General features: G+C 58.5%; 18 protein-coding genes and 1 tRNA gene. 15 read left to right on the forward strand and 4 right to left on the reverse strand.

Annotated features, from left to right (window positions below; translation table 11 throughout):
- Positions 1 to 22 precede the first annotated feature (22 nt).
- Positions 23 to 1,048, reverse strand: coding sequence for a tRNA (adenosine(37)-N6)-threonylcarbamoyltransferase complex transferase subunit TsaD (tsaD, locus tag QRN31_RS14325; RefSeq protein WP_285432629.1), 1,026 nt, complete (start codon positions 1,046 to 1,048; stop codon positions 23 to 25).
- A gap of 199 nt (positions 1,049 to 1,247) precedes the next feature.
- Between tsaD and rpsU the strand changes: the two genes are divergently transcribed.
- The 5 genes from rpsU (at position 1,248) to QRN31_RS14350 (ending at position 9,802) form a co-directional block, all read left to right on the forward strand.
- Positions 1,248 to 1,463 (forward strand): 30S ribosomal protein S21, encoded by a 216-nt coding sequence (gene rpsU / locus QRN31_RS14330; RefSeq protein ID WP_002551877.1) that lies wholly within the window; start codon positions 1,248 to 1,250, stop codon positions 1,461 to 1,463.
- 481 nt (positions 1,464 to 1,944) lie between these two features.
- Complete coding sequence (gene dnaG, locus QRN31_RS14335; protein ID WP_285432631.1) at positions 1,945 to 3,924, forward strand: DNA primase; 1,980 nt, start codon at positions 1,945 to 1,947, stop codon at positions 3,922 to 3,924.
- A gap of 67 nt (positions 3,925 to 3,991) precedes the next feature.
- Positions 3,992 to 5,839 (forward strand): RNA polymerase sigma factor RpoD, encoded by a 1,848-nt coding sequence (gene rpoD / locus QRN31_RS14340; RefSeq protein WP_285432633.1) that lies wholly within the window; start codon positions 3,992 to 3,994, stop codon positions 5,837 to 5,839.
- Positions 5,840 to 5,963: 124 nt separating this feature from the next.
- A complete protein-coding gene (locus QRN31_RS14345; RefSeq protein ID WP_285432634.1) occupies positions 5,964 to 9,710 on the forward strand; it encodes a bifunctional diguanylate cyclase/phosphodiesterase in 3,747 nt (1,248 codons plus the stop codon).
- Between the two features lie 15 nt (positions 9,711 to 9,725).
- Positions 9,726 to 9,802, forward strand: a tRNA-Ile gene (locus QRN31_RS14350).
- A gap of 653 nt (positions 9,803 to 10,455) precedes the next feature.
- Here the strand turns inward: QRN31_RS14350 and QRN31_RS14355 are convergent.
- The gene (locus QRN31_RS14355; RefSeq protein WP_222588712.1) at positions 10,456 to 10,650 is read right to left on the reverse strand and encodes a hypothetical protein; all 195 of its coding nucleotides are present in this window, start codon (positions 10,648 to 10,650) and stop codon (positions 10,456 to 10,458) included.
- A 447-nt stretch (positions 10,651 to 11,097) separates the two neighbouring features.
- On the opposite strand from QRN31_RS14355, the gene QRN31_RS14360 reads away from it, so the two are divergent.
- Positions 11,098 to 11,409, forward strand: coding sequence for a DUF3077 domain-containing protein (locus QRN31_RS14360; protein WP_285432635.1), 312 nt, complete (start codon positions 11,098 to 11,100; stop codon positions 11,407 to 11,409).
- Between the two features lie 266 nt (positions 11,410 to 11,675).
- Positions 11,676 to 12,116: a transcriptional regulator gene (locus QRN31_RS14365; RefSeq protein WP_090179064.1), complete on the forward strand. Its 441-nt coding sequence runs from the start codon at positions 11,676 to 11,678 to the stop codon at positions 12,114 to 12,116.
- A gap of 41 nt (positions 12,117 to 12,157) precedes the next feature.
- Here the strand turns inward: QRN31_RS14365 and QRN31_RS14370 are convergent, their stop codons facing one another.
- Positions 12,158 to 12,808, reverse strand: a complete 651-nt coding sequence (locus tag QRN31_RS14370; protein ID WP_285432998.1) for a zinc metalloprotease — start codon at positions 12,806 to 12,808, stop codon at positions 12,158 to 12,160.
- 146 nt (positions 12,809 to 12,954) lie between these two features.
- Complete coding sequence (locus tag QRN31_RS14375) at positions 12,955 to 15,309, reverse strand: glucose/quinate/shikimate family membrane-bound PQQ-dependent dehydrogenase (protein ID WP_285432638.1); 2,355 nt, start codon at positions 15,307 to 15,309, stop codon at positions 12,955 to 12,957.
- A 174-nt stretch (positions 15,310 to 15,483) separates the two neighbouring features.
- On the opposite strand from QRN31_RS14375, the gene QRN31_RS14380 reads away from it, so the two are divergent.
- From QRN31_RS14380 to pqqD, 8 genes are all read left to right on the forward strand, one after another.
- On the forward strand, positions 15,484 to 15,945 hold the full coding sequence (locus tag QRN31_RS14380; RefSeq protein ID WP_090179061.1) for an Lrp/AsnC family transcriptional regulator: 462 nt from the start codon (positions 15,484 to 15,486) through the stop codon (positions 15,943 to 15,945).
- 206 nt (positions 15,946 to 16,151) lie between these two features.
- Positions 16,152 to 17,834 (forward strand): flavin monoamine oxidase family protein, encoded by a 1,683-nt coding sequence (locus QRN31_RS14385; protein ID WP_285432640.1) that lies wholly within the window; start codon positions 16,152 to 16,154, stop codon positions 17,832 to 17,834.
- A gap of 13 nt (positions 17,835 to 17,847) precedes the next feature.
- Positions 17,848 to 18,642 (forward strand): carbon-nitrogen hydrolase family protein, encoded by a 795-nt coding sequence (locus QRN31_RS14390; protein ID WP_208671164.1) that lies wholly within the window; start codon positions 17,848 to 17,850, stop codon positions 18,640 to 18,642.
- 48 nt (positions 18,643 to 18,690) lie between these two features.
- Complete coding sequence (pqqF, locus tag QRN31_RS14395; protein WP_285432642.1) at positions 18,691 to 21,117, forward strand: pyrroloquinoline quinone biosynthesis protein PqqF; 2,427 nt, start codon at positions 18,691 to 18,693, stop codon at positions 21,115 to 21,117.
- 155 nt (positions 21,118 to 21,272) lie between these two features.
- Entirely contained in the window at positions 21,273 to 21,347 is a 75-nt protein-coding gene (pqqA, locus tag QRN31_RS14400) for a pyrroloquinoline quinone precursor peptide PqqA (RefSeq protein ID WP_009045898.1), read from the forward strand.
- A gap of 73 nt (positions 21,348 to 21,420) precedes the next feature.
- Positions 21,421 to 22,332, forward strand: a complete 912-nt coding sequence (pqqB, locus tag QRN31_RS14405; protein ID WP_285432643.1) for a pyrroloquinoline quinone biosynthesis protein PqqB — start codon at positions 21,421 to 21,423, stop codon at positions 22,330 to 22,332.
- A gap of 139 nt (positions 22,333 to 22,471) precedes the next feature.
- Positions 22,472 to 23,224 (forward strand): pyrroloquinoline-quinone synthase PqqC, encoded by a 753-nt coding sequence (pqqC, locus tag QRN31_RS14410; RefSeq protein WP_285432645.1) that lies wholly within the window; start codon positions 22,472 to 22,474, stop codon positions 23,222 to 23,224.
- Positions 23,221 to 23,496: a pyrroloquinoline quinone biosynthesis peptide chaperone PqqD gene (gene pqqD, locus QRN31_RS14415; RefSeq protein ID WP_285432646.1), complete on the forward strand. Its 276-nt coding sequence runs from the start codon at positions 23,221 to 23,223 to the stop codon at positions 23,494 to 23,496. The genes pqqC and pqqD overlap by 4 nt, the downstream gene beginning before the upstream one ends.

Here is a 23,496-nt window from a genome sequence, read left to right on the forward strand (position 1 = left end):
TCCGGCACGTGAGTGCCGCTCATCAAAGCGCTGACAATTGCTCCATCGGCCAACGCGCCTGCACGCTGATGGCCAGACTTTCGTGCTGACCGGCCTGCAGGCGCTGGCAACCGGCAAACGCAATCATTGCGCCGTTGTCGGTGCAGAATTCCGGACGGGCATAAAACACATCGCCCTTCATGTCTCCGAGCATTTTCTCCAGGGATGCCCTCAGCACCTTGTTGGCGCTGACGCCCCCAGCGATCACCAGACGCTTCATGCCCGCCTGTTTCAGGGCTCGCTTGCACTTGATGGTCAAAGTCTCCACCACGGCCTCCTGGAACGCCAGCGAGATGTCGCAACGGGCTTGCTCGCCGTCGTCCCCGGCGCTGACGCATTGCTGCCAGGTGTTCAGGGCAAAGGTTTTCAAGCCGCTGAAGCTGAACGCCAGCCCTGGTCGGTCACACATCGGACGCGGAAAGGTGAAACGTCCGGCAACGCCCTGCTGCGCCAGCTTGGCAATCTCCGGACCACCCGGATAATTGAGCCCCATCATCTTCGCCGTCTTGTCGAACGCTTCACCGGCGGCATCGTCGAGGGTCTCGCCCAACAACGTGTAGTGGCCGATACCGTCGACCTGAACGAGCTGCGTATGACCACCCGACACCAACAAAGCGACGAACGGGAACTCGGGCGGTTGCGGCTCCAGCATCGGTGCCAGCAAGTGACCTTCCATGTGGTGTACGCCGAGGGCTGGAATGCCCCAGGCAAAGGCCAGCGCCTGGGCACAGGAGGCCCCCACCAACAACGCGCCGACCAGGCCGGGACCCGCGGTATAAGCGATGGCATCGATCTCGGTCGGAACGCAGTCGGCCTCGGCCAACACCTGACGGATCAAGGGCAGCATGCGCTTGACATGGTCGCGCGAGGCCAGCTCCGGCACTACGCCGCCATAGGCACGGTGCAGATCGATCTGGCTGAACAGCGCGTCGGCCAAAAGGCCACGTTCACTGTCGTAAAGTGCGACACCGGTTTCGTCGCAAGAGGTTTCTAATCCCAGTACTAGCATGGGTTTACGCCTTGTTTAGGCTGAATTCGAAGGCGCGCATAATAGTCGCCACGTGATGCCCCGACTAGCGGTTTTCGATCAGAGGCTTTGCATTCCGAGCGATGAGGGGTTAACATCCGCAACCCTTAAAAACCGACGTCTTCAAGTGCTCTTTTGCCACGAGGATGTTGACCCCGGTAATGAATGAAGGTAGCTCTGGATGCCAGCCGTCAAAGTAAAAGAGAACGAACCCTTCGACGTAGCTCTGCGTCGTTTCAAGCGCTCCTGCGAAAAAGCCGGTGTACTGGCTGAAGTTCGTAGCCGCGAATTCTACGAGAAGCCTACTTCTGAGCGTAAACGTAAAGCAGCAGCCGCTGTTAAGCGTCACGCCAAGAAAGTACAGCGCGAACAGCGCCGCGCCGTTCGTCTGTACTAATACACAGACGTTCGTAGCAAGCTTCTGCCAAGCCCGGCCCTCAGCCGGGCTAATGGCATTTGCGGAGTACGCTTGATGCTTCACCGTCAAAGCCGCAGACGCGACCGAGACAAACTGCTTCACAGCGTCAGACCTGGCTCTTTTGCCAGCGGTGCACGTCTTTTCTGACGAGCCTTCCAAGGCTACTGACGAGCACACCCACTGATTCCTCTCACGACGATCAGCCCAAGGCACCTTCTTGCGTGCCCGCTTATGAGCTATCCGAGGCTATCGACTGGCCGCAGCGGAGTTCAGCGCAATACTTTCACATAGTCGAATACTGATTGGTACTAACGTCAGTGGATTTTCGGCAGATACACTTCCCGACAGCGATTACGCAGACGACACCGGTCGAGCCGCATGTTTTGCGCGCCTCAAAAAACGACCCGCGTTCGGCCGCCCTTCGTTTCGGGTCCATTTCAGCGCAGTTGACGAGAACGCCATGGCCGGGCTAATTCCCCAGAGCTTCATTGACGACCTTCTGAACCGCACCGACATCGTCGATGTGGTCAGCTCTCGCCTGCAAATGAAAAAGGCCGGTAAGAACTACACCGCCTGCTGCCCGTTTCACAAAGAGAAAACCCCATCCTTCAGCGTCAGCCCCGACAAGCAGTTCTACTATTGCTTCGGCTGCGGCGCTGGCGGTAACGCCCTCGGCTTCATGATGGACCACGACAACCTGGATTTCGTCCAGGCTGTTGAAGAACTGGCCAAAGCCGCCGGCATGGAAATACCCCGCGAAGAAAGCGGCCGGCCGCACAAACCGCGCCAGCCGACCGATTCGCCGCTGTATCCGCTGCTCACCGCCGCTGCCGACTTTTACCGTCAGGCGCTGAAAAGTCATCCATCGCGCAAAGCCGCCGTGGATTACCTGAAAGGTCGCGGTTTGACCGGCGAAATCGCCCGGGACTTCGGCCTCGGCTTCGCCCCGCCCGGCTGGGACAATCTGTTCAAGCACCTGAGCAGCGACACCCTGCAACAGAAAGCCATGGTCGATGCCGGCCTACTGATCGAGAACGCCGAAACCGGCAAACGCTATGACCGCTTCCGCGATCGCGTGATGTTCCCGATCCGTGACAGCCGCGGACGCATCATCGCTTTCGGCGGCCGAGTACTGGGCGACGACAAGCCGAAATACCTGAACTCGCCGGAAACCCCGGTATTCCATAAAGGCCAGGAGCTCTACGGCCTGTATGAAGCGCGAAAAAATAATCGCAACCTCGACGAAATCATCGTTGTCGAAGGCTATATGGATGTCATCGCCCTCGCCCAGCAAGGCCTGCGCAACGCTGTCGCGACCCTGGGCACCGCCACCAGCGAAGAACACATGAAACGACTGTTTCGTGTGGTGCCCAACGTACTGTTCTGCTTCGATGGCGACCAGGCTGGCCGCAACGCCGCATGGCGAGCACTGGAGGCCACGCTGCCGTGCCTGCAAGACGGACGGCGCGCACGCTTTCTGTTCCTGCCCGAAGGCGAAGACCCGGACACACTGGTTCGCTCCGAAGGCACTGACGCTTTTCGCGCGCGAATCAACCAGCACGCTCAGCCATTGGCGGATTATTTCTTTCAGCAGCTGACGGAAGAATCCGATCCGCGCTCGCTCGAAGGCAAGGCCCATATGGCCACCCTCGCCGCGCCGCTTATCGACAAGGTCCCGGGCGCGAACCTGCGCATCCTGATGCGTCAGCGCCTGACCGAGATTACCGGACTCAGCGGCGAAGCCGTGAGCCAACTGGTGCAAAGCGCGCCTCAGGATGCACCGCCGACCTACGACCCGGGCGTCGATTACGACGCCATGCCGGATTACGGCGACTACCATCAGCCGCAGGCACAAGAAATGTATGCGCCGCAGCAGGAATGGACACCGAAAAAACCCGGCGCCGGCGGCAAGAAGTGGGACAAGAAGCCATGGGACAAGAATGGCAAGCGCGGCGGTGATCGCGATCAACCGAGCGCCCCACGCACGCCGATTGCAGTGGAAGCCCCGACCCTTATTGCGCTGCGCACCCTGATCCATCATCCGGACCTGGCTGGCAAGGTCGAAACCGCCAACCACTTCGCCAACGAAAGCAATACCTATGCTCAGTTGCTGGTCGCGCTGATCGAGGCGGTGCAAAAAAATCCTAAGCTAAACTCAATCCAGTTAATGGCACGCTGGCACGGGACGGAACAGGGGCGCTTGCTCAAGGCGCTGGCGGAAAAGGAATGGCTGATTGAGGGCGACAACCTTGAACAACAGTTTTTAGACACCATTACTAGGCTATCAGCCTCTCAACACACCGATAGCCTGGAAGCACTAATCAGAAAAGCAAGGCAGCCTGGACTGACCGCGGAGGAAGCAAATCAGATAGCAAATCAGATGCGCGACCTATTAAAACGCAATATGGCTGTATCAACCCCGACCTCAACTGGCGCGTGAGGTCATAGCTCAGGTATAATCCTCGGCTTGTTTTTTGCCCGCCAAGACCTTCAGTGGATAGGGTGTTATGTCCGGAAAAGCGCAACAGCAGTCTCGTATCAAAGAGTTGATCACACTTGGTCGTGAGCAGGGCTACCTGACTTACGCGGAGGTCAACGACCACCTGCCGGAGGATATTTCAGATCCGGAACAGGTGGAAGACATCATCCGCATGATCAATGACATGGGGATCAACGTATTCGAGGTTGCGCCAGATAAGGATTCCCTTATGCTGGCTGACGCCGATACCGACGAAGCCGCGGCCGAAGAGGCAGCAGCAGCGTTGGCAGCGGTCGAGACCGACATTGGTCGCACCACCGACCCAGTGCGCATGTACATGCGTGAAATGGGTACGGTAGAGCTCCTCACGCGTGAAGGCGAAATCGAAATCGCCAAGCGTATTGAAGAGGGTATCCGCGAAGTGATGGGCGCAATTGCGCACTTCCCTGGCACGGTTGACCATATTCTCTCCGAATACACTCGCGTCACCACCGAAGGTGGCCGCCTGTCCGACGTCCTGAGCGGTTATATCGACCCGGACGACGGCATTGCGCCGCCTGCTGCAGAAGTGCCGCCGCCAATCGATCCGAAAGCCGTGAAAGCGGACGACGACACCGATGACGACGACGCTGAAGCGACGGATGACGAAGAAGAAGCCGAAAGCGGTCCGGATCCGGTCATCGCAGCCCAGCGCTTTGGCGCTGTCTCCGATCAGATGGAAATCACCCGCAAGGCGCTGAAAAAGCACGGTCGTGGCAACAAGCTGGCAATCGCCGAGCTGGTGCTTCTGGCTGAGCTGTTCATGCCGATCAAACTGGTTCCGAAGCAATTCGAAGGCCTGGTCGAGCGTGTTCGCAGTGCCCTGGATCGTCTGCGTCAGCAAGAGCGCGCGATCATGCAGCTTTGTGTTCGTGATGCGCGCATGCCGCGTGCCGACTTCCTGCGCCAGTTCCCGGGCCACGAAGTCGACGAAAGCTGGACGGATGCACTGGCCAAAGGCAAAAGCAAATATGCTGAAGCCGTTGGTCGCCTGCAACCGGACATCATTCGTTGCCAGCAGAAGCTGAAAGCGCTGGAAACCGAAACCGGTTTGACGATCGCCGAAATCAAGGACATCAACCGTCGCATGTCGATCGGTGAGGCCAAGGCCCGCCGCGCGAAGAAAGAGATGGTTGAAGCGAACTTGCGTCTGGTGATCTCCATCGCCAAGAAGTACACCAACCGTGGCTTGCAATTCCTCGATCTGATCCAGGAAGGCAACATTGGTTTGATGAAAGCGGTAGACAAGTTCGAATACCGCCGCGGCTACAAATTCTCGACTTATGCCACCTGGTGGATCCGTCAGGCGATCACTCGCTCGATCGCCGACCAGGCCCGCACCATCCGTATTCCGGTGCACATGATCGAGACGATCAACAAGCTCAACCGTATTTCCCGGCAGATGTTGCAGGAAATGGGTCGCGAACCGACCCCGGAAGAGCTGGGCGAACGCATGGAAATGCCTGAGGACAAGATCCGCAAGGTATTGAAGATCGCTAAAGAGCCGATCTCCATGGAAACCCCGATCGGTGATGACGAAGACTCCCATCTGGGTGACTTCATCGAAGACTCGACCATGCAGTCGCCAATCGATGTCGCCACCGTTGAGAGCCTTAAAGAAGCGACTCGCGAAGTGCTGTCCGGCCTCACTGCCCGTGAAGCCAAGGTGCTGCGCATGCGCTTCGGTATCGACATGAATACCGACCACACCCTCGAGGAGGTTGGTAAACAGTTCGACGTGACCCGTGAACGGATTCGTCAGATCGAAGCCAAGGCGTTGCGCAAGCTACGCCACCCGACGAGAAGCGAGCATTTGCGCTCCTTCCTCGACGAGTGATCACAAAACCCCCGGCCCAGGCCGGGGGTTTTGCTTTATACAGATTAAATCCCCCGCACCTCTCCCCCTCCGAATTGCCCGTCTACACTCGAAACATTCCCCCCGAGCCATAACGAGACCGGTTATGCCCATACTGCCGTCCATGCTTTTTTTGCTGTCTCTGATGACCTGGACCGCAACGGCTGGCGCGCTGACTCTTACCGACGAAGAACGTGGCTGGCTGAAGGCTCACCCCGACTTGCGCCTGGGTGTCGATGCATCCTGGCCGCCATTTGAATTTCGCGACGACCAAGGCCGCTACCAAGGCTTGGCAGCAGACTACATCGACGTGATCCGTCAACGGCTGGCCATCAAGCTGACACCCATCGAGCCAATCAGCTGGACCGAAGTATTGCAGCAGGCCAAACAGGGCAAACTCGACGTCCTTCCGGGCATCATGTCGACCCCGGAGCGCCAATCGTACCTGTCGTTTACCCGTCCCTACCTGGACTTTCCGATCGTCATCCTCGCCCATGTCGGAGGCCCGCAACCGCGCAAACTTGAAGACTTGTACGGGTTGAAGATCGCCGTGGTAGAAAACTATGCGCCCCATGAGCTGTTGCGCACGCACCACCCCGACCTGAATCTGGTGGCGATGCCCAATGTCAGCTCGGCCTTGCAGGCGCTGGCTACCGATAAAGTAGACGCCGTTGTGGGCGATCTCGCCTCCAGCGTCTGGAGCCTGCGTCAACTCAAGCTCGAGGGCCTGTATGTCAGCGGCGAAACACCCTATCGCTATCAGCTGGCAATGGCCGTGCCCCCTGACAACAAGCTACTGGTTGGCATCCTCGATAAAGTCCTGGCGGATATGACCCCAAGTGAAGTCAATGCCATTCAGGAGCATTGGGTCGGCAATGTCCTGGATCATCGAACCTTCTGGTCGGACTTACTGGTTTATGGCCTGCCTGGGCTGTTGTTTTTGATACTCATGCTGGCGATCGTCATTCGTATTAACCGCCGATTGAGTTCGGAAATTGCTCGTCGAGTCGATCTGGAGCAAGAACTGCGCAGTAGCGAATATCATTACCGTGGACTGGTAGAGAGCCTTTCGGCCATCGCCTGGGAAGCACGGATGAGCGATTACACCTACAGCTACGTGTCGCCCCACGCCGAAGCCCTGCTCGGTTATCCCCTGTCCCATTGGCTGATTCCAGGCTTCTGGCGCAACATCATTCATCCGGCAGACCTGACCCGGACCCAGACATTCTGCGATCACGAAGTGTTGGCCGGGCGCGATTACAGCGTTGATTACAGGGTCATCACGGCTGATGGCCGGTGCCTTTGGGTGCGCGATATAGTCAGCCTGATCGAGCATGGTCATGAACCGGTGCTGCGCGGCTTGATGATCGACATCAGCGAAGCCAAGCGCACTGAAGAGGCACTACGCCTCTCCGAGCAAAAATTCGCCTCCGTGTTCAAGCAATGCCCGGACATCCTGGTGATTGCGCGGCTGTCCGACGGCTGCCTGCTGGAGGTCAACAAAGCGTTCGAGGAGCAGATAGGCCTCAAGGCCGAAGACGTCATTGGCCAGACCGCCACCGACCTCAATATCTGGGGCATACCCGGTGTAGGCCCGGGTTTGTTGCAGCGCCTGCAGGCTGGCAGCATCCGCAACCTGGAAATGCCCTTTCGGCGCAACAACGGCAAGGTGTTTACCGGCCTGATTTCCGCTGAGCCTTTTGATCTCGATACGACGCCTGCCCTGGTCGTCGTGGTGCGCGATATCAGCCAGCTCAAGGAAACCCAGCAACAACTGCAAACCTCTGAAGAAAAATTCGCCAAGGCCTTCCATGCCTCCCCGGACGGTTTGTTGTTGTCCCGACAGAGCGACGGGTTGCTGCTGGAGGTCAATGAAGGCTTCAGCCGTATCACAGGTTTCAACAGCGCCATGTCTGTGGACCGCTCAGCCCTGGAACTGGGGATTTGGGTCAATCTGAACGAACGCAAACAGATGCTCGACTTGCTGCATCGCGATGGTTTCGTTCGCGACTTCACCTGCCACATCCGCCGCAGCGACGGGCAGATCCGTCTCTGCGAAGTGTCCAGCCGCCCGCTGCCCATCGGCGATGAAGACTGCATGTTGACCATTGCCCGGGACATCACCGAGCGGCACCTGATGCAGGAGAAACTGCAACAGGCCGCCACCGTGTTCGAGAGCACCGCCGAAGGCGTGTTGATCACCGACACCCAGCAGCACATCAGTGCGGTCAACCGCGCCTTTACCGAGATTACCGGCTACAGCGAGAGCGAAGCATTGGGCCACACCCCCCGCCTGCTCGCCTCCGGCCTGCACGACAGCGCGTTCTATGCGGCAATGTGGCACCAGTTGACGGCCGAGGGTCACTGGCAAGGCGAGATTTCCAACCGGCGCAAAAATGGCGAGCTATACCCAAGCTGGCTGACCATCAGCGCCGTGCGCAACCGCGAAAAGTTCATCACCCACTTTGTGGCGGTATTTGCCGACATTTCCAGCCTCAAGCACGCTCAAGCCAAACTTGACTACCAGGCGCACCACGATCCGCTGACCGGCCTACCCAACCGCACGCTGTTCGAGAGCCGGCTGCTGACCGCACTCAATACCCAACAGGAAAATGGCGGCCAGGGCGCGGTGCTGTTTCTCGACCTCGACCGTTTCAAACACATCAATGACAGCCTTGGCCATCCGGTCGGTGACCTGCTGCTCAAAGGCATCGCCGTGCGCCTCAAGGAGCAGTTGCGCGATATCGATACCGTTGCGCGGCTGGGCGGTGACGAATTCATCATTCTGCTGCCCGGCCTGCAGCAGGCCAGCGACGCAGACAATATTGCGACCAAGTTGCTTAACTGCTTCGCCGCCCCTTTCCAGGCCGGCGAACACGAGTTTTTCATCAGCGCCAGCATCGGCACCAGCCTGTACCCCAGGGACGGCTGCGATGTCGCCACATTGGTCAAGAACGCCGATGCCGCCATGTATCGTTCCAAGGCCAAGGGGCGTAACCGGGTCGAAAGCTACACCCGCGACCTCACGGCCCAGGCCAGCGAACGCGTGGCGCTGGAACATGAATTGCGGCGAGCCATGGAACGCAATGAGCTGTTTCTGTACTACCAACCGAAAATCAGCCTCGTGGACCATCGACTGGTCGGCGCCGAAGCGCTCATACGCTGGCACCACCCGACCTTCGGTGCGGTGCCGCCGGAACACTTCATTCCCTTGGCAGAAGAAAACGGCATGATTCTGCAAATCGGTGACTGGGTACTGGAAACCGCCTGCCGGCAGATGTACGAATGGAACCAGGTGTATGAAAGCGTCGGCCCACTGTCGGTGAACCTCGCCGGCGCTCAATTACGTCAGCCGAACCTGCTTGGACGAATCGAACAACTGCTCAATGACCACGGCCTGGCGCCAGGTTTTCTGCAACTGGAAATTACCGAAAACTTCATCATGAGCCAGGCCGAAGAAGCACTGACAGTGCTGCACCAACTCAAGCACCTGGGCGTGCAATTGGCGATCGACGACTTCGGTACGGGCTACTCGTCCCTGAGCTACCTCAAGCGCCTGCCGCTGGACATTCTCAAGATCGACCAGTCCTTCGTCCGTGGCCTGCCTGACGATCCGCACGATGCAGCGATTGTCCGGGCCATTATTGCCTTGGGTCGCAGCATGCAATTCACGGTCATCGCAGAGGGCGTCGAAACCTTGGCGCAACAGCAATTCCTTACTGAGGAAGGCTGCGAACAGATCCAGGGCTACATCGTCAGCCTGCCTCTCCCCGCAGATGAATTCGCCGCGACGTTTCTTCATATAGCCGTATCGGATTTTTCGGATAGCACAGCCGAGAAACCATCGCTATAATCCGCGGCCTACTGAGGGCCTATAGCTCAGTTGGTTAGAGCAGAGGACTCATAATCCTTTGGTCCACGGTTCAAGTCCGTGTGGGCCCACCAAACAAGAAAGCCGCGCTGATGCGCGGCGTTCTTCAGATCTAATGATTGACGCTAATATCGACTTTCATTAGATTCGAGCTGTCGAAGCGACTGACCGGATGAGATTGAGCGCTTCCCAGCGGCGAAAGCCGTAACCGCGCAAGGCGGTTCGCAAGTGGTGTCCGGACCTGCTTTACCAAATCGAAGAAGACGCCTATGGCGTCTTTTTTCGTTTCTGCCCTAGCCAATACAGACCTACTCATAGTTCTTTAGTCCACGATTCATCCGTGTGGACCCACCAAACACGAAAGCCGCGCAAATGCGCGGCTTTCTGTTTTTCTGAGCTTAACGATTGGCCTAAGAGATCAGACCAGTCGAGCCAAAAAGGCGACAGCAACAAAAGTTACAAGAGCCAACGCGGCACCGAGGCCAAACGGCAGAAGGATCGCTCGGGTTGCGGTTGGGGTTGGGCTACGCATGTCTTCAGCCAAAGCGGCCACGTCACGGTGTAACTGTTCAATGCTGGCCTGAGTCGTTGGAGGTGTGGACATACTGCGTCTTCCTGCAGGGATCACGGGTCGCGCCTATGCGCTAACCCTTGTTAGGTAAGGTGAGCTGCTAAGCGGTAAAACTCAAGCATCCCCGATGATTGGTCGCTTCCATGTGTTGGAATTTTAAAGTTTGGACCACAGTCCGACGGCGGCGACAACGGCGGTCACCAGACCAGCGCCCACTGCAAATGGATACCAAAAAGCCTCCTGCCTAAGTTTGCTTTCTTCTGCCATAAACTTGCGGGTTTCGGCCATGAATTTCCGGATTTCGACTTGAAGCTTATCGAGCTCCAGATTATCGCGGTCATTTTGCAGCATCAGTCATCCTATCGGGGCTCGGGTCGCGTCCTGTGCAATGCTCCGCGGCGGAACGTGAGTCATTTTCCTTTGTGCCCTTAGGTTATATTTTACGCAATCGTCGGGTTATCGGATGACGTCCTCTAAGGTTGTAGGCAAACTCCGAGAATTGCGTAATGGGTGCGTTTGGGCACTTTGCAGCCTTGTTGGCGTTCTCTTCGACGGGATACTCTCCGGACGTCGCTGCAAATGCAGTGATCGGGTGTGGTAACCCGGTGAAACCAGCGCAACAGTGCACTCATCACGAAAACAGGCGGTTTTTATCCTGTGGTTTCGATATGGCGGCTGTGCGTGGGACGCTTTCGGGCGTGCCGGTTTCCTTGGTTCCCGGTTTACCACCCTGCGTACAGCTGCCTCCCTTTCGTGTGGTAACGAAAGTGGCAGTTCCTCGAACCCAGGAGTTTTACCTTGAATAAAACAAGTCCATCCGCAGTATCAGACCTGAAAACCATCGGTTTCACCCCACTCATCTACTGCTCGGATCAGGCGTTGTTCAACGTCCGCGCTGGTGTCCCCATCGTCGATGCGTTGTCACAAGCCTCCGATTTGCTGTTCCTCGCCAAATCTTTTGCCGAGGACGCAGCCTACGCAAAAGACACCGACCGCCACGCATGGGCCGCGCACTATCTGACGGCGATGGGTAAGGCGGTTATTGATGATGTAGTGAAGGTGTTGACACCTCGGCCTCCCCGGACCGAAACGGAATCCGAAGAACAGTAACGAGCCATCTCTGATGGGGCTCCCCAATATTTGAGCGGGTCATCACGATTGGGATGGCTGCTAGAGGCTTCTAGCAAATCTGTATATCTGCCTTCCTTTCACGGTTCCCCGCTTATCCGGCGCCGCGCTAATGCGCGGCTTTTCCGTTTCTGGCGCTCAGCTTTTCCAAGCGCTTTTTCCGTCAGAAGCATCTGAATTACCCAAAACGAGTTCACCTCGACATGCCAGCAAACTAAAGTCGAGGGTCAAAATAAAAGGTGAATTTTATGTACCACTACGTAGAAAGCGGCCTACCGAACGTATGGCTTAGCAATGGCTTCGTGGTGAAACAGACCGCATATGGCGAGTCTGTCGCCATCACGGATGTGAAGGGCCTGCATGACGTAATCGGCAAGGCCATCGCTGAGAAACCTTCAGTGCTGACGGGGGCTGAGTTTAGATTTTTAAGGAAAGAGCTTGGGCTGTCTCAGGAAAGTCTCGCCGAGATCGTCGGTTTGACGAGTCAAGCCGTAGCGATATGGGAAAAAACCGACAAAATTCCGATGGTAAACGACCGGTATTTGCGTGGTCTTTATCTTGAAGCCAAAACTGGCGAAGCGGATCTCATGGCAGCTATCAATACCATCAACAAACTGGACCATGACCTTTATAAATTGAATCTGGAGTTCGAAGGCGAATGGCACAATCAGGCAAAAGTATGCGCTTGAGCCTGACTACATTGCTGACAGCCCCGGCAGAAATGCCGGGGTTAATAAGCTCTGATACGTGACGCAGGAATCGCCTGCACTAACCGCAGCCCTTCCAGCACCTCCCTCGTCAACACCCCCTCATACGTATCCGCCGCCCTGCCCCATTGCTCCACAATGACCATGCCGTCTACCAGCATCCTCGCCAGTCCGGTAATCGTATCGGCCAGTTCTTCTACGAGGGTTTGAGTCCGAAACCACAGGCGATCCGTTATCTCTTTCAGTTCGGCCGCTGTACGGTCAGACGACGCCGAATTCGTATCGGGGTAAGTGATGTTGCGCAGCAAGTGCCCTAACTCCCTTATTTTTGCGTAATCCTGTTCCGCCCCCAGCTCCCCTTTCAGGATCGTGGCTGCCTTGCGCTTATCGACGCGTTTGCCGGATGACTGTTCCGAGGCCAATGACTGCCCCATCGCGCCCGCAAAGAGCACCATCATCCGGGCCTCCAAATAGTCCTGTACGGCATCTATCGACGACATTGACCGCGCCAAGGTAATGGAGGCCCCTGCTTGATGCCTCAAATCCATGGTGACTTTCAGGGTCACGCCGCCCGTTTCAAACCCTAAGGCGCGGGCAACGACGTAGTGCCCCATTTCGTGATGGGCAATCTGCACTGCATGATCCCGTACAGCGGAAGGCATTTTCTGCGTCATATTCATCACCTCGCATCCCTCGATTTCGCATTCGACTATGACTGTCTGTTGGTGTCCATCCCGGCATCCGCGCCCCACCCGGGTTGAACTCCACAATAGAAAAAGCCGCGCAATGGCGCGGCTTTTTCGTACCTGCGATTCAGACTTTACTTGGGCAACGCGTAGGCAATCACATAGTCACCGCGATCCGGCGACTGACGAGCGCCACCGACGGTGAGCAGGATGTACTGCTTGCCGGTTTTAGGCGAAACGTAGGTCATCGGCCCCGACTGGCTACCGACGGGCAAACGCGACTTCCAGATCTCATTACCGTTGCCGGTATCGAAAGCACGCAGGTAGAAATCCTGAGTGCCGGCGAAGAACAACAGGCCCGACTGGGTGGCCAGCGAAGCGCCGAGGGTCGGCATGCCGATCGGGATCGGCAGGTGCATGCGGATGCCCAACGGACCAGTGTCTTGCACGGTGCCAACCGGGACCTGCCACATCAGTTTGTGGGTCTTGAGGTCGATGGCGGACATCGTGCCGAACGGCGGTTTCTGGCACGGAATGCCGGCCGCCGACAGAAAGCGTTCGCGCATGGCACCGAACGGCGTGCCTTCCTGCGGCACCACGCCCATTTCGATACCACTGGCCCCGGCAGCAATCTTGTTGCGCGGAATCATGTAGTTGGCGAGGCCCAGGCGCATGTCGTTGACGAACATGTAGTTCGTGTTCGGGTCCACCGAAACGCTGCCCCAGTTCATGCCCCCCAGCGAGCCCGGGAATTGCAACGCACGATCAAGGCCCGGCGGGGTGTAGACGCCTTCATGGCGCATGCCTTTGAACTGGATGCGGCACATCAACTGGTCAAACGGCGTGGCGCCCCACATGTCGGACTCGGTCAGGGTTTTGTTGCCGATTGACGGCATGTCCACCGAGAACGGCTGGGTCGGCGAGTAGCGTTCGCCGGGCACGTTTCCCTGTGGCACCGGGCGTTCCTCGACGCGGGCGATTGGGACGCCGGTTTCGCGGTTGAGCAGGAAGATCTCGCCCTGTTTGGTGACTTGCGCCAAGGCCGGCTGCATGCCGCCTTTTTCGTCCGGCACGTCATACAGCAGCGGTTGCGCCGGCAGGTCAAAGTCCCACAAATCGTGGTGAGTGGTCTGGAAGTGCCAACGCACCTGACCGGTCTTCACATCGACGGCAACGATGGACGAGTTCCACTTGTCATCGAATGCCGTGCGCTGGCCGCCGAAAAAGTCCGGTGTGGCGTTGCCGGTTGGCAGGTACACGAGACCGAGTCTGGCGTCGTAGGACATGGCCGACCAGACGTTCGGCGTGCCACGGGTGTAGGTCTCACCAGCCGGTGGACGTTTGGTCGTGTTCGGGTTGCCCGGATCCCACGCCCACACCAGTTCACCACTGCGCACGTCGTATGCGCGGACAACGCCTGGCGGTTCGCCGGTGGAATAGTTATCGGCAACTCGACCGCCGACAATCACCACATCACCCGCCACCAATGGGGTCGACGTCTGCTGGTAGTAACCGGGCTTCACTTCGCCCATGTCGATGGTCAGATCGACCGTGCCTTTGTTGCCGAACTCTTCGCAGGGCTTGCCGGTATCAGCATTGATCGCAATCAGGCGCGCATCGCCGGTCGGCAGAAACAGACGTTTCGTACAGGCAGTGGGCTGGGTTGGCGAGGACGCAGGGGTTTCGGAATAGCCCAGGCCCCGGCAGCGCTGCCAGTTAGGCGCGGTGCCTTGCGGGTCGAATTTCCAGCGCTGAGTGCCGGTGTCGGCGTCCAGGGCGAAGACTTTGCCGTAGGCGGTGCAGGTGTAGACCGTGTCGCCGATTTGCAGCGGCGTGTTCTGGTCTTCGGCGCCGGCGCCGGTGCTTTGCGGGATGTCGCCGGTATGGAAGGTCCACGCCACCTGCAACTTGTCGATGTTGCCTTTGTTGATCTGATCCAGCGCGGCAAAACGGTTACCGGCTGTAGTGTTGCCCCAGTGGGCCCAGTCTTTCTGTTCGGAGCCGGGTGTGACCGGCGTTACAGCCGGCTCGGTGCTGGCTTTGACGACGTGAGTCGGCACGAACATGTACGCCATCGTTGCAACAACGCCGACGCCGAGGATACCGGCCAGGCCATATGCACCACGGCCCGCCGTCGCGCCCGAAGCACGCACCAGCGTCGGATAGATCAGCGCCACGTCCAGGCCGATCACGGCAAAGGTCAGCACGCGTGAGACCAGTGGCCAGTATTCAAAACCGCCGTCCCATACCGCCCAGATCGCTGTCAGGATCAACGCCACGCCATACAGCCACGCGCCTTGCGGCTTGCAACGGGCAATCATCAGCCCCGAAACCAGCATCGCCAGGCCCATCAGCAGGAAGTACGCGCTCCCGCCGAGCGACATCAGATAACCACCGCCGCCGGCCAGGCCGAGTCCGATCAACGCGATCAGGACACCCAGCCCCAACAGCAACCATTTGCCGCCGCCGGCAGCCCCAGAATTATTCATGTCGGAAATTATCCCCATTTGTGACAAGCGCGAAATGATGTACTACCTAGTTACTTATGGCAATTTGTCGCAGATAAAAATGTCCCGAACGGTACTGAGGCCAGATCAAACCTGCGTTGTGCGAGCCGTGCTGTAACATGCCAAATCAATGTTTTGTGTTGCTGGAGACGACCCTTGCCTGACACCCGCCCGCCTGTTCTTGACGAAATCGACCGCCAATTGATCGCGGCCTTGCAGATCAACGCTCGTGAAAGCGTGGCCATGCTCGCTCGCCAGCTGGGCATCGCCCGGACCACGGTGACCTCACGCCTGGCGCGACTGGAGAAAACCAAAGTCATCACCGGTTATGGCGTGCGTTTGGGTCAGCGGGTGGTGGATGGCGGCTTGCAGGCGTATGTCGGGATCACGGTGCAACCGCGCTCGGGCAAGGAAGTGCTGCGCCGGCTCAGCGCCATGGCACAGGTGCAGCAACTGTGTGCGGTGAGTGGCGAATTTGATTACGTGGCGTGGTTGCGCACCGATTCGCCGGAGCAACTGGATCAGTTGCTCGATCAGATTGGCAGTGTGGACGGGGTGGAGAAGACGACGACTTCGATCATCCTGAGCAGCAAGATTGATCGGGGCCAGCCGGTTTGATTTGCAGCGTCTTTGAGGACCTCATCGCGAGCAGGATCGCTACCACATTGGTCGGTGTGTAGCAGCTGACCGTCATATTGATCAGTTATTTGGCAAAACGACGACACATTGCGTCTTATTAACGTGTTCTACGCTCTCTAGAATGGCTGCCATCTTTTCCTATACTCAGATGCGCATTCCGCGTCGGGTCGCCAGCAAGGTCAGCCATGAACAAGAACAATCGCCATCCTGCAGACGGTAAAAAACCAGTCACTATTTTCGGCCCGGACTTCCCTTTCGGTTTTGACGACTGGATCGAACACCCGGCCGGCCTGGGCAGTATTCCTGCGCACAACCACGGTGCCGAAGTGGCGATTGTCGGCGCGGGTATCGCTGGTCTCGTAGCGGCTTACGAGTTGATGAAGCTGGGTCTCAAACCCGTCGTCTACGAAGCCTCGAAAATGGGCGGCCGTCTGCGCTCGCAGGCGTTCAATGGTGCCGAAGGCATCATCGCCGAGCTGGGCGGCATGCGCTTCCCGGTATCGTCCACCGCGTTTTATCACTACGTCGACAAGCTCGGCCTGCAAACCAAGCCCTTCCCGAATCCGCTGACGCCCGCATCGGGTAGCACGGTGATCGACATCGAAGGCAAAACCCATTACGCACAGAAGCTGGCGGATCTTCCTGCACTGTTCCAGGAAGTGGCGGACGCCTGGGCGGACGCACTGGAAGCCGGTTCGCAGTTCTCCGATATCCAGCAAGCCATCCGCGACCGCGATGTGCCGCGCCTCAAAGAGCTGTGGAACACTCTGGTTCCGCTGTGGGACGACCGCACCTTCTACGACTTCGTCGCCACCTCCAAAGCCTTCGCCAAGCTGTCGTTCCATCACCGCGAAGTGTTCGGCCAGGTCGGTTTCGGCACCGGCGGTTGGGACTCGGATTTCCCGAACTCGATGCTGGAAATCTTCCGTGTGGTAATGACCAACTGCGACGATCACCAGCACCTGGTAGTCGGCGGCGTGGAACAAGTGCCGCTGGGCATCTGGCGCCATGTGCCGGAGCGTTGCGTGCACTGGCCTGAAGGCACCAGCCTGAGTTCGTTGCACCGGGGCGCGCCACGCTCCGGGGTGAAGAAAATTGCCCACGCGCCGGGCGGCCGTTTTGCCGTCACCGACACCTATGGCGACACCCGCGAATACGCGGCGGTGCTGACCACCTGCCAGAGCTGGCTGCTGACCACCCAGATCGAATGCGACGAAACGCTGTTTTCGCAAAAGATGTGGATGGCCCTGGATCGCACCCGCTACATGCAATCGTCGAAAACCTTTGTGATGGTCGACCGCCCGTTCTGGAAGGACAAGGACCCGGAAACCGGCCGCGACCTGATGAGCATGACCCTGACCGATCGCCTGACCCGCGGCACGTATCTGTTCGACAACGGCGACGACAAGCCCGGTGTGATTTGCCTGTCGTACTCGTGGATGAGCGATGCGCTGAAGATGCTCCCGCACCCGGTTGAGAAGCGCGTGAAGCTGGCACTGGACGCGTTGAAGAAGATCTACCCGAAAGTCGACATCGCCGCGCGCATCATCGGCGATCCGATCACTGTGTCGTGGGAAGCCGACCCGCATTTCCTCGGGGCTTTCAAAGGCGCCCTGCCCGGTCACTACCGCTACAACCAGCGCATGTACGCCCACTTCATGCAGGACGACATGCCGGCCGAGCAGCGCGGGATCTTCATTGCCGGCGACGACGTTTCGTGGACGCCGGCGTGGGTCGAAGGCGCGGTGCAGACCTCGCTCAATGCGGTGTGGGGCATCATGAAACACTTCGGCGGTGAAACTCACGCCGAGAACCCGGGTCCAGGTGATGTGTTCAACGAGATCGGTCCGATCGCCCTGCCCGAGTAAAAGGAATCGAGAAATGCGCGTAGCCCTGTACCAATGTCCACCGTTACCCCTGGATGTCGCCGGCAATCTGCAACGTTTGCATCAACTGGCACTGGAGGCCAAGGGCGCAGACCTGCTGGTGCTGCCGGAGATGTTCCTGACCGGCTACAACATCGGCCTCGATGCGGTCAGCGTGCTGGCGGAAGTGCACAACGGTGAATCGGCGCAGCAGATCGCGCGCATTGCAAAGACGGCAGGGATCGCCATTTTGTATGGCTACCCCGAGCGCACCGAGGACGGGCAGATCTACAACGCTGTGCAGTTGATCGACGCCAACGGCGAGCGCCTTTGCAACTACCGCAAGACGCACCTGTTTGGCGACCTTGATCACTCGATGTTCAGCGCCGGGCAAGACGAGTTTCCGCTGGTTGAACTCAACGGCTGGAAGCTCGGTTTCCTGATCTGCTACGACCTGGAGTTCCCGGAAAATGCTCGCCGCCTGGCTCTGGCTGGCGCCGAGCTGATTCTGGTGCCGACGGCGAACATGATTCCCTTCGACTTCGTGGCCGACGTCACCGTGCGTTCCCGCGCCTTCGAAAACCAGTGCTATGTGGCGTATGCCAACTATTGCGGGCAGGAAGGCGAGATTCAATACTGCGGCCAGAGTAGCATCGCCGCGCCGGATGGCAGCCGCATCGCCCAGGCCGGCCTGGATGAAGCGCTGATTGTCGGCGAGTTGGACCGTCAGTTAATGATCGATTCCCGTGCGGCCAACCGCTATTTGATCGATCGTCGTCCCGAGCTTTACGGCGCACTGAACAAGCGCTGAGTCAGCGTTATCCGCTAGCATGAGTACTTCTCTGTTCTGGAAGTGCTCATGCCTGTGCTGAATCCCCCTCGCCCCCACACTGAAACCCTGGCAAACGGCTTACGGGTGACCCTGCGTCATGCCCCGAACCTGAAGCGTTGTGCGGCTGTTTTGCGGGTCGCTGCGGGCAGTCATGACGTGCCATTGGCATGGCCAGGCCTGGCGCACTTTCTTGAACACCTGTTGTTTCTTGGCACCGGGCGTTTTCCTGCAGAACAAGGGCTGATGGCCTACGTACAAGGTCATGGCGGGCAGGTGAATGCTCGGACCAGCGAGCGCACCACCGACTTCTTTTTCGAGTTGCCACCTCAGGTATTCAACGAAGGATTGGAGCGTCTGTCAGACATGCTCGCTCATCCGCGTATGAATCTGGACGATCAGCAGCGGGAACGGGAAGTGCTGCATGCAGAGTTTGTCGCTTGGTCGCAGGATGAGGGAGCGCAACAGCAATTGGCGCTGTTCGACGGATTGTCGCCGAGTCACCCATTGCGTGGTTTTCATGCCGGTAACCGCGACAGCCTTCCCGTGCAGCAACTGCCGTTTCAGCAAGCGCTGAAGGATTTCCATCAGCAGTTTTATCGAACCGGACAGATGACGCTGAGCATGGCCGGCCCGCAAAGTATTGAAGAGCTCAAGCAATTGGCGCAGAGCTTCGGCGCGGCGATTCCTGCGGGAGCAAACATCCCGCAAGTGGCACCTGTGCCGCTGATGGAGTCTTCACAGACAAATTATCAACAGGCAAACGAAGCCAGGCTCGATCTGCTGTTTGCTTTCGAATCGCTACTGCCTTCATCGGCCCAAGCGTTGGCGTTCCTGTGCCATTGGTTGAACGCCGCGAAACCCGGTGGGTTGCTGGCTGAATTGCGCTCGCGCGGTTTGGCTGAACAGTTGAACGCCAGACTGCTGTATCATTTTGCCGGACAAGCCGTACTGCACATCGAGCTGACAAAGGCTGCGCCAGCGAGCGTAATCCGCGAGAAACTCCTGGATTGGCTGGGCTTTTTTGCCTCACAGCAAGACTGGGCTCGTCTGCGCGACGAGTACGCCACCGTGCTTCAGCGCCAGCAACAGGTCAGCAGTGCACTGGAATTGGCCCGGCTCGACAGCGAACAGCTTGAAGACGGGTTAACCGAGCAAGGCGTTGTAGCACTCAAGGATATCCTGAAGAAAATCGGCGCTGTGGATAACTTCATTGGCGACTGGCAACTGCCTGCGTCCAACCCGTTTCTACACGTCGAGGCACCGGCGCAAAATGCCGGGCTGATTCGCGGGCAAACCAGTAAGCACCGAGGCCTGAGAACGTTTGCCCAAGACCGCTCGCGCAGTCGTCGGGAAAACTCCCCAATGCAGTTCAGCCAGGCCTTGCCGGACAATACGGAACACGGTGCGATTTATCTGCGCTGGCGCCTCGAGTCCAAGCCGCACTCGCGCCTTCAATACCACCTGGAAAATGGCCTGCAGTCGTTGCGCGAAGATGCACGTCAGGCTGGCGTTGATGTGTCTTTCAGCGCCTCAGGCAATGAATGGTTGCTGAAGATGACGGGGCTGCAGGCGCCGATGCCGACTGCCCTCGAACATGCGCTGAAAGCACTGACAACGCCTGACAGAGATTTCTCACAGGAAGTGCCGAAAAGCCCTGCACTCATACCGATTAAACACCTGCTCAAGGCACTGCCCGATCTTTGCATCGCGCGCTCGGCCGTCTCTGGCGACTTGCAGCAATTGTGGTCGAGTTCGCGCTGGGAAGGCTTGGCGGTCGGCTTGTCAGCTCACACTCAAGCGGCCTTGGGTTTGACCCTGAGCCGCGTGCCCGGCGTTGCCGACACCCAACCGTCTACGCCACCCTCGATCAACTCGCAGCGTCTGTGGACAACGCTCGACACCGGTTCCAGCGAACATGCATTGGTGCTGTTCTGCCCGACGGCAACGCAGGACATCGGCGAAGAAGCCGTCTGGCGCTTGTTGGCGCTCGTCTGTCAGACCCCGATCTATCAGCGCCTGCGCGTGGAGCTGCAACTGGGTTATGCAGTGTTCAGCGCACTGCGCCAGATCCATGGGCAGACCGGTATTGTGTTGGGTGTGCAATCTCCGGGCACCGCACCATTGAAATTGCTGGAACACATGGAACGCTTCCTGAGTGACTTGCCCGCCATGATCAACGGAATCGAGGAGGCTACGTTTATCGCGCATCGTCAGGCATTGTCCGATCAATTCAAGGAGGCTGCATTACCCTTGGCCCAAGCCGCCGAACTGCTCTGGCAGGGCAAGCAGGCTGGCCGTTCGTCGGATTACCTGACGCAGCTGCCCTTGTCGATTCTAGCCATCGACCGCGACGCCTTGGTCGCCGCCGCGCATAGACTGAGCAACGCCGAAGGTGGCTGGCGCTGCCTGGCCAGCAGTTCGGAACCGCAAGCGCCTTGGCAAGTGACAAAATGATCATTACCGCTGGCGCAATTAGCTTTTTCCGAGATAGCAGGCCAATCAATCGGTAATTTTGAGTAACATAGCCACCTAACTATCTGAACATCTCCGACTGGAGGTGGACTATATGTATAGATCTCAACCGTCCCATCACCCTGAGGAGCGCTCCCATGTCCTGGTCCAAACCTGCTTACACCGACCTGCGTATCGGCTTTGAAGTCACTATGTACTTCGCAAGCCGCTAAGATTGTCGTGTGGTTCAGCGCCTCGGTATTGCCGAGGCGTTTTTATTTTCAGTGCTGAAATGATGGAGCGGCCATGTTTGTCCAGATTCTAGGTTCCGCCGCTGGCGGTGGTTTCCCCCAGTGGAACTGCAACTGCGTGAACTGTGCAGGTTTTCGCAACGGCAGCCTCAAGGCCAAGGCGCGAACTCAGTCGTCCATCGCGATTTCCGATGACGGCGTGAACTGGATCCTGTGCAACGCATCGCCGGACATCCGCGCCCAGCTTCAAAGCTTCACCCCGATGCAACCGGGCCGCGCCCTGCGCGATACCGGCATCAGCGCGATCATTCTGATGGACAGCCAGATCGACCACACCACCGGTCTGCTCAGCCTGCGCGAAGGTTGCCCGCATCAGGTCTGGTGCACCGACATGGTCCACGAGGACCTGAGCACCGGTTTCCCGCTGTTCACCATGCTGACCCACTGGAATGGCGGGCTGAACTGGAACCGCATCGAACTCGATTGCAGTTTCACCATCCCGGCCTGCCCGAGTTTGCGTTTCACCCCGTTGCCCCTGCGCAGCGCCGCGCCACCCTACTCGCCGCACCGCTTCGACCCGCACCCGGGCGACAACATCGGCCTGATCGTCGAAGACCTGAACACCGGCGGCAAACTGTTCTACGCCCCGGGCCTGGGCAAGGTCGACGCGCCGCTGCTGGAGATCATGGCCGCCAGCGATTGCCTGCTGGTGGACGGCACGATGTGGGATGACGACGAAATGCAACGCCGTGGCGTCGGCACTCGCACCGGTCGGGAAATGGGTCACCTGGCGCAGAGCGGCCCCGGCGGCATGCTCGAAGTGCTGGAGCAATTGCCCAAGCAGCGCAAGGTGCTTATCCACATCAACAACACCAACCCGATTCTCGATGAGGATTCGCCGGAGCGCGCGGAGTTGGCTCGACGTAAGGTTGAAGTGGCGTATGACGGCATGAGTATTGTGTTGTAGGACTTCAAGACCGCGGCGCAGTCTATCGCCAGCAGGCTGGCTCCCACAGGGGAATGCGATCAACTGTGGGAGCCAGCCTGCTGGCGATGAGGCCGGTCCTGACACCAAAGAAACCACCGGTCGTACCCGGAGAAGCAAAATGACTGACACCCCGATGTCCCCCGCCGAATTCGAAGCGGCCTTGCGCGCCAAGGGCGCCTACTACCACATCTATCACCCGTATCACGTGGCGATGTATGAAGGCCGGGCGACCCGTGAGCAGATCCAGGGCTGGGTCGCCAACCGGTTCTACTATCAGGTGAACATTCCCCTGAAGGACGCTGCGATCCTTGCCAACTGCCCGGATCGCGAGATCCGCCGCGAGTGGATTCAGCGTCTGCTCGACCATGACGGCGCGCCCGGCGAAGACGGCGGCATCGAAGCCTGGTTGCGCCTGGGCCAGGCCGTCGGCCTCGACCCGGACCAGTTGCGCTCCCAGGAACTGGTCCTGCCCGGCGTACGTTTCGCCGTGGACGCCTACGTCAACTTCGCCCGCCGGGCTCGTTGGCAGGAGGCCGCCAGCAGTTCGCTGACCGAGCTGTTCGCACCGCAGATTCACCAATCGCGCCTCGACAGCTGGCCGCAGCACTACCCGTGGATCGATCCGGCCGGCTACGAGTATTTCCGCACCCGCCTCGGCCAGGCGCGCCGCGATGTCGAGCACGGTCTGGCAATCACCTTGCAGCACTACACCACGCGCGAAGGCCAGGAACGCATGCTGGAAATTCTCCAGTTCAAACTGGACATTCTTTGGAGCATGCTCGATGCCATGAGCATGGCTTACGAACTGAACCGCCCGCCGTATCACAGCGTGACCGGGCAACGGGTCTGGCATAAAGGAATCACCTTATGAGTTTCGATCGCAGCAAGACCCCGACCTGGCGTCCTGGCTACCGTTACCAATACGAACCGGCGCAGAAAGGCCATGTCCTTCTCTACCCGGAAGGCATGATCAAACTCAACGAGAGCGCCGCGTTGATTGGCGGTTTGATTGATGGCCAGCGTGACGTCGCGGCAATCGTCGCTGAGCTGGACGCAAAATTTCCCGGCGTGCCAGAACTCGGTGAAGACATCGAGCAATTCATGGAGGTCGCCCGTGCTCAGCACTGGATCGAACTTGTCTGA

Origin of the sequence: Pseudomonas sp. fls2-241-R2A-110, from assembly GCF_030209165.1 — a bacterium.
Lineage (GTDB): Bacteria > Pseudomonadota > Gammaproteobacteria > Pseudomonadales > Pseudomonadaceae > Aquipseudomonas.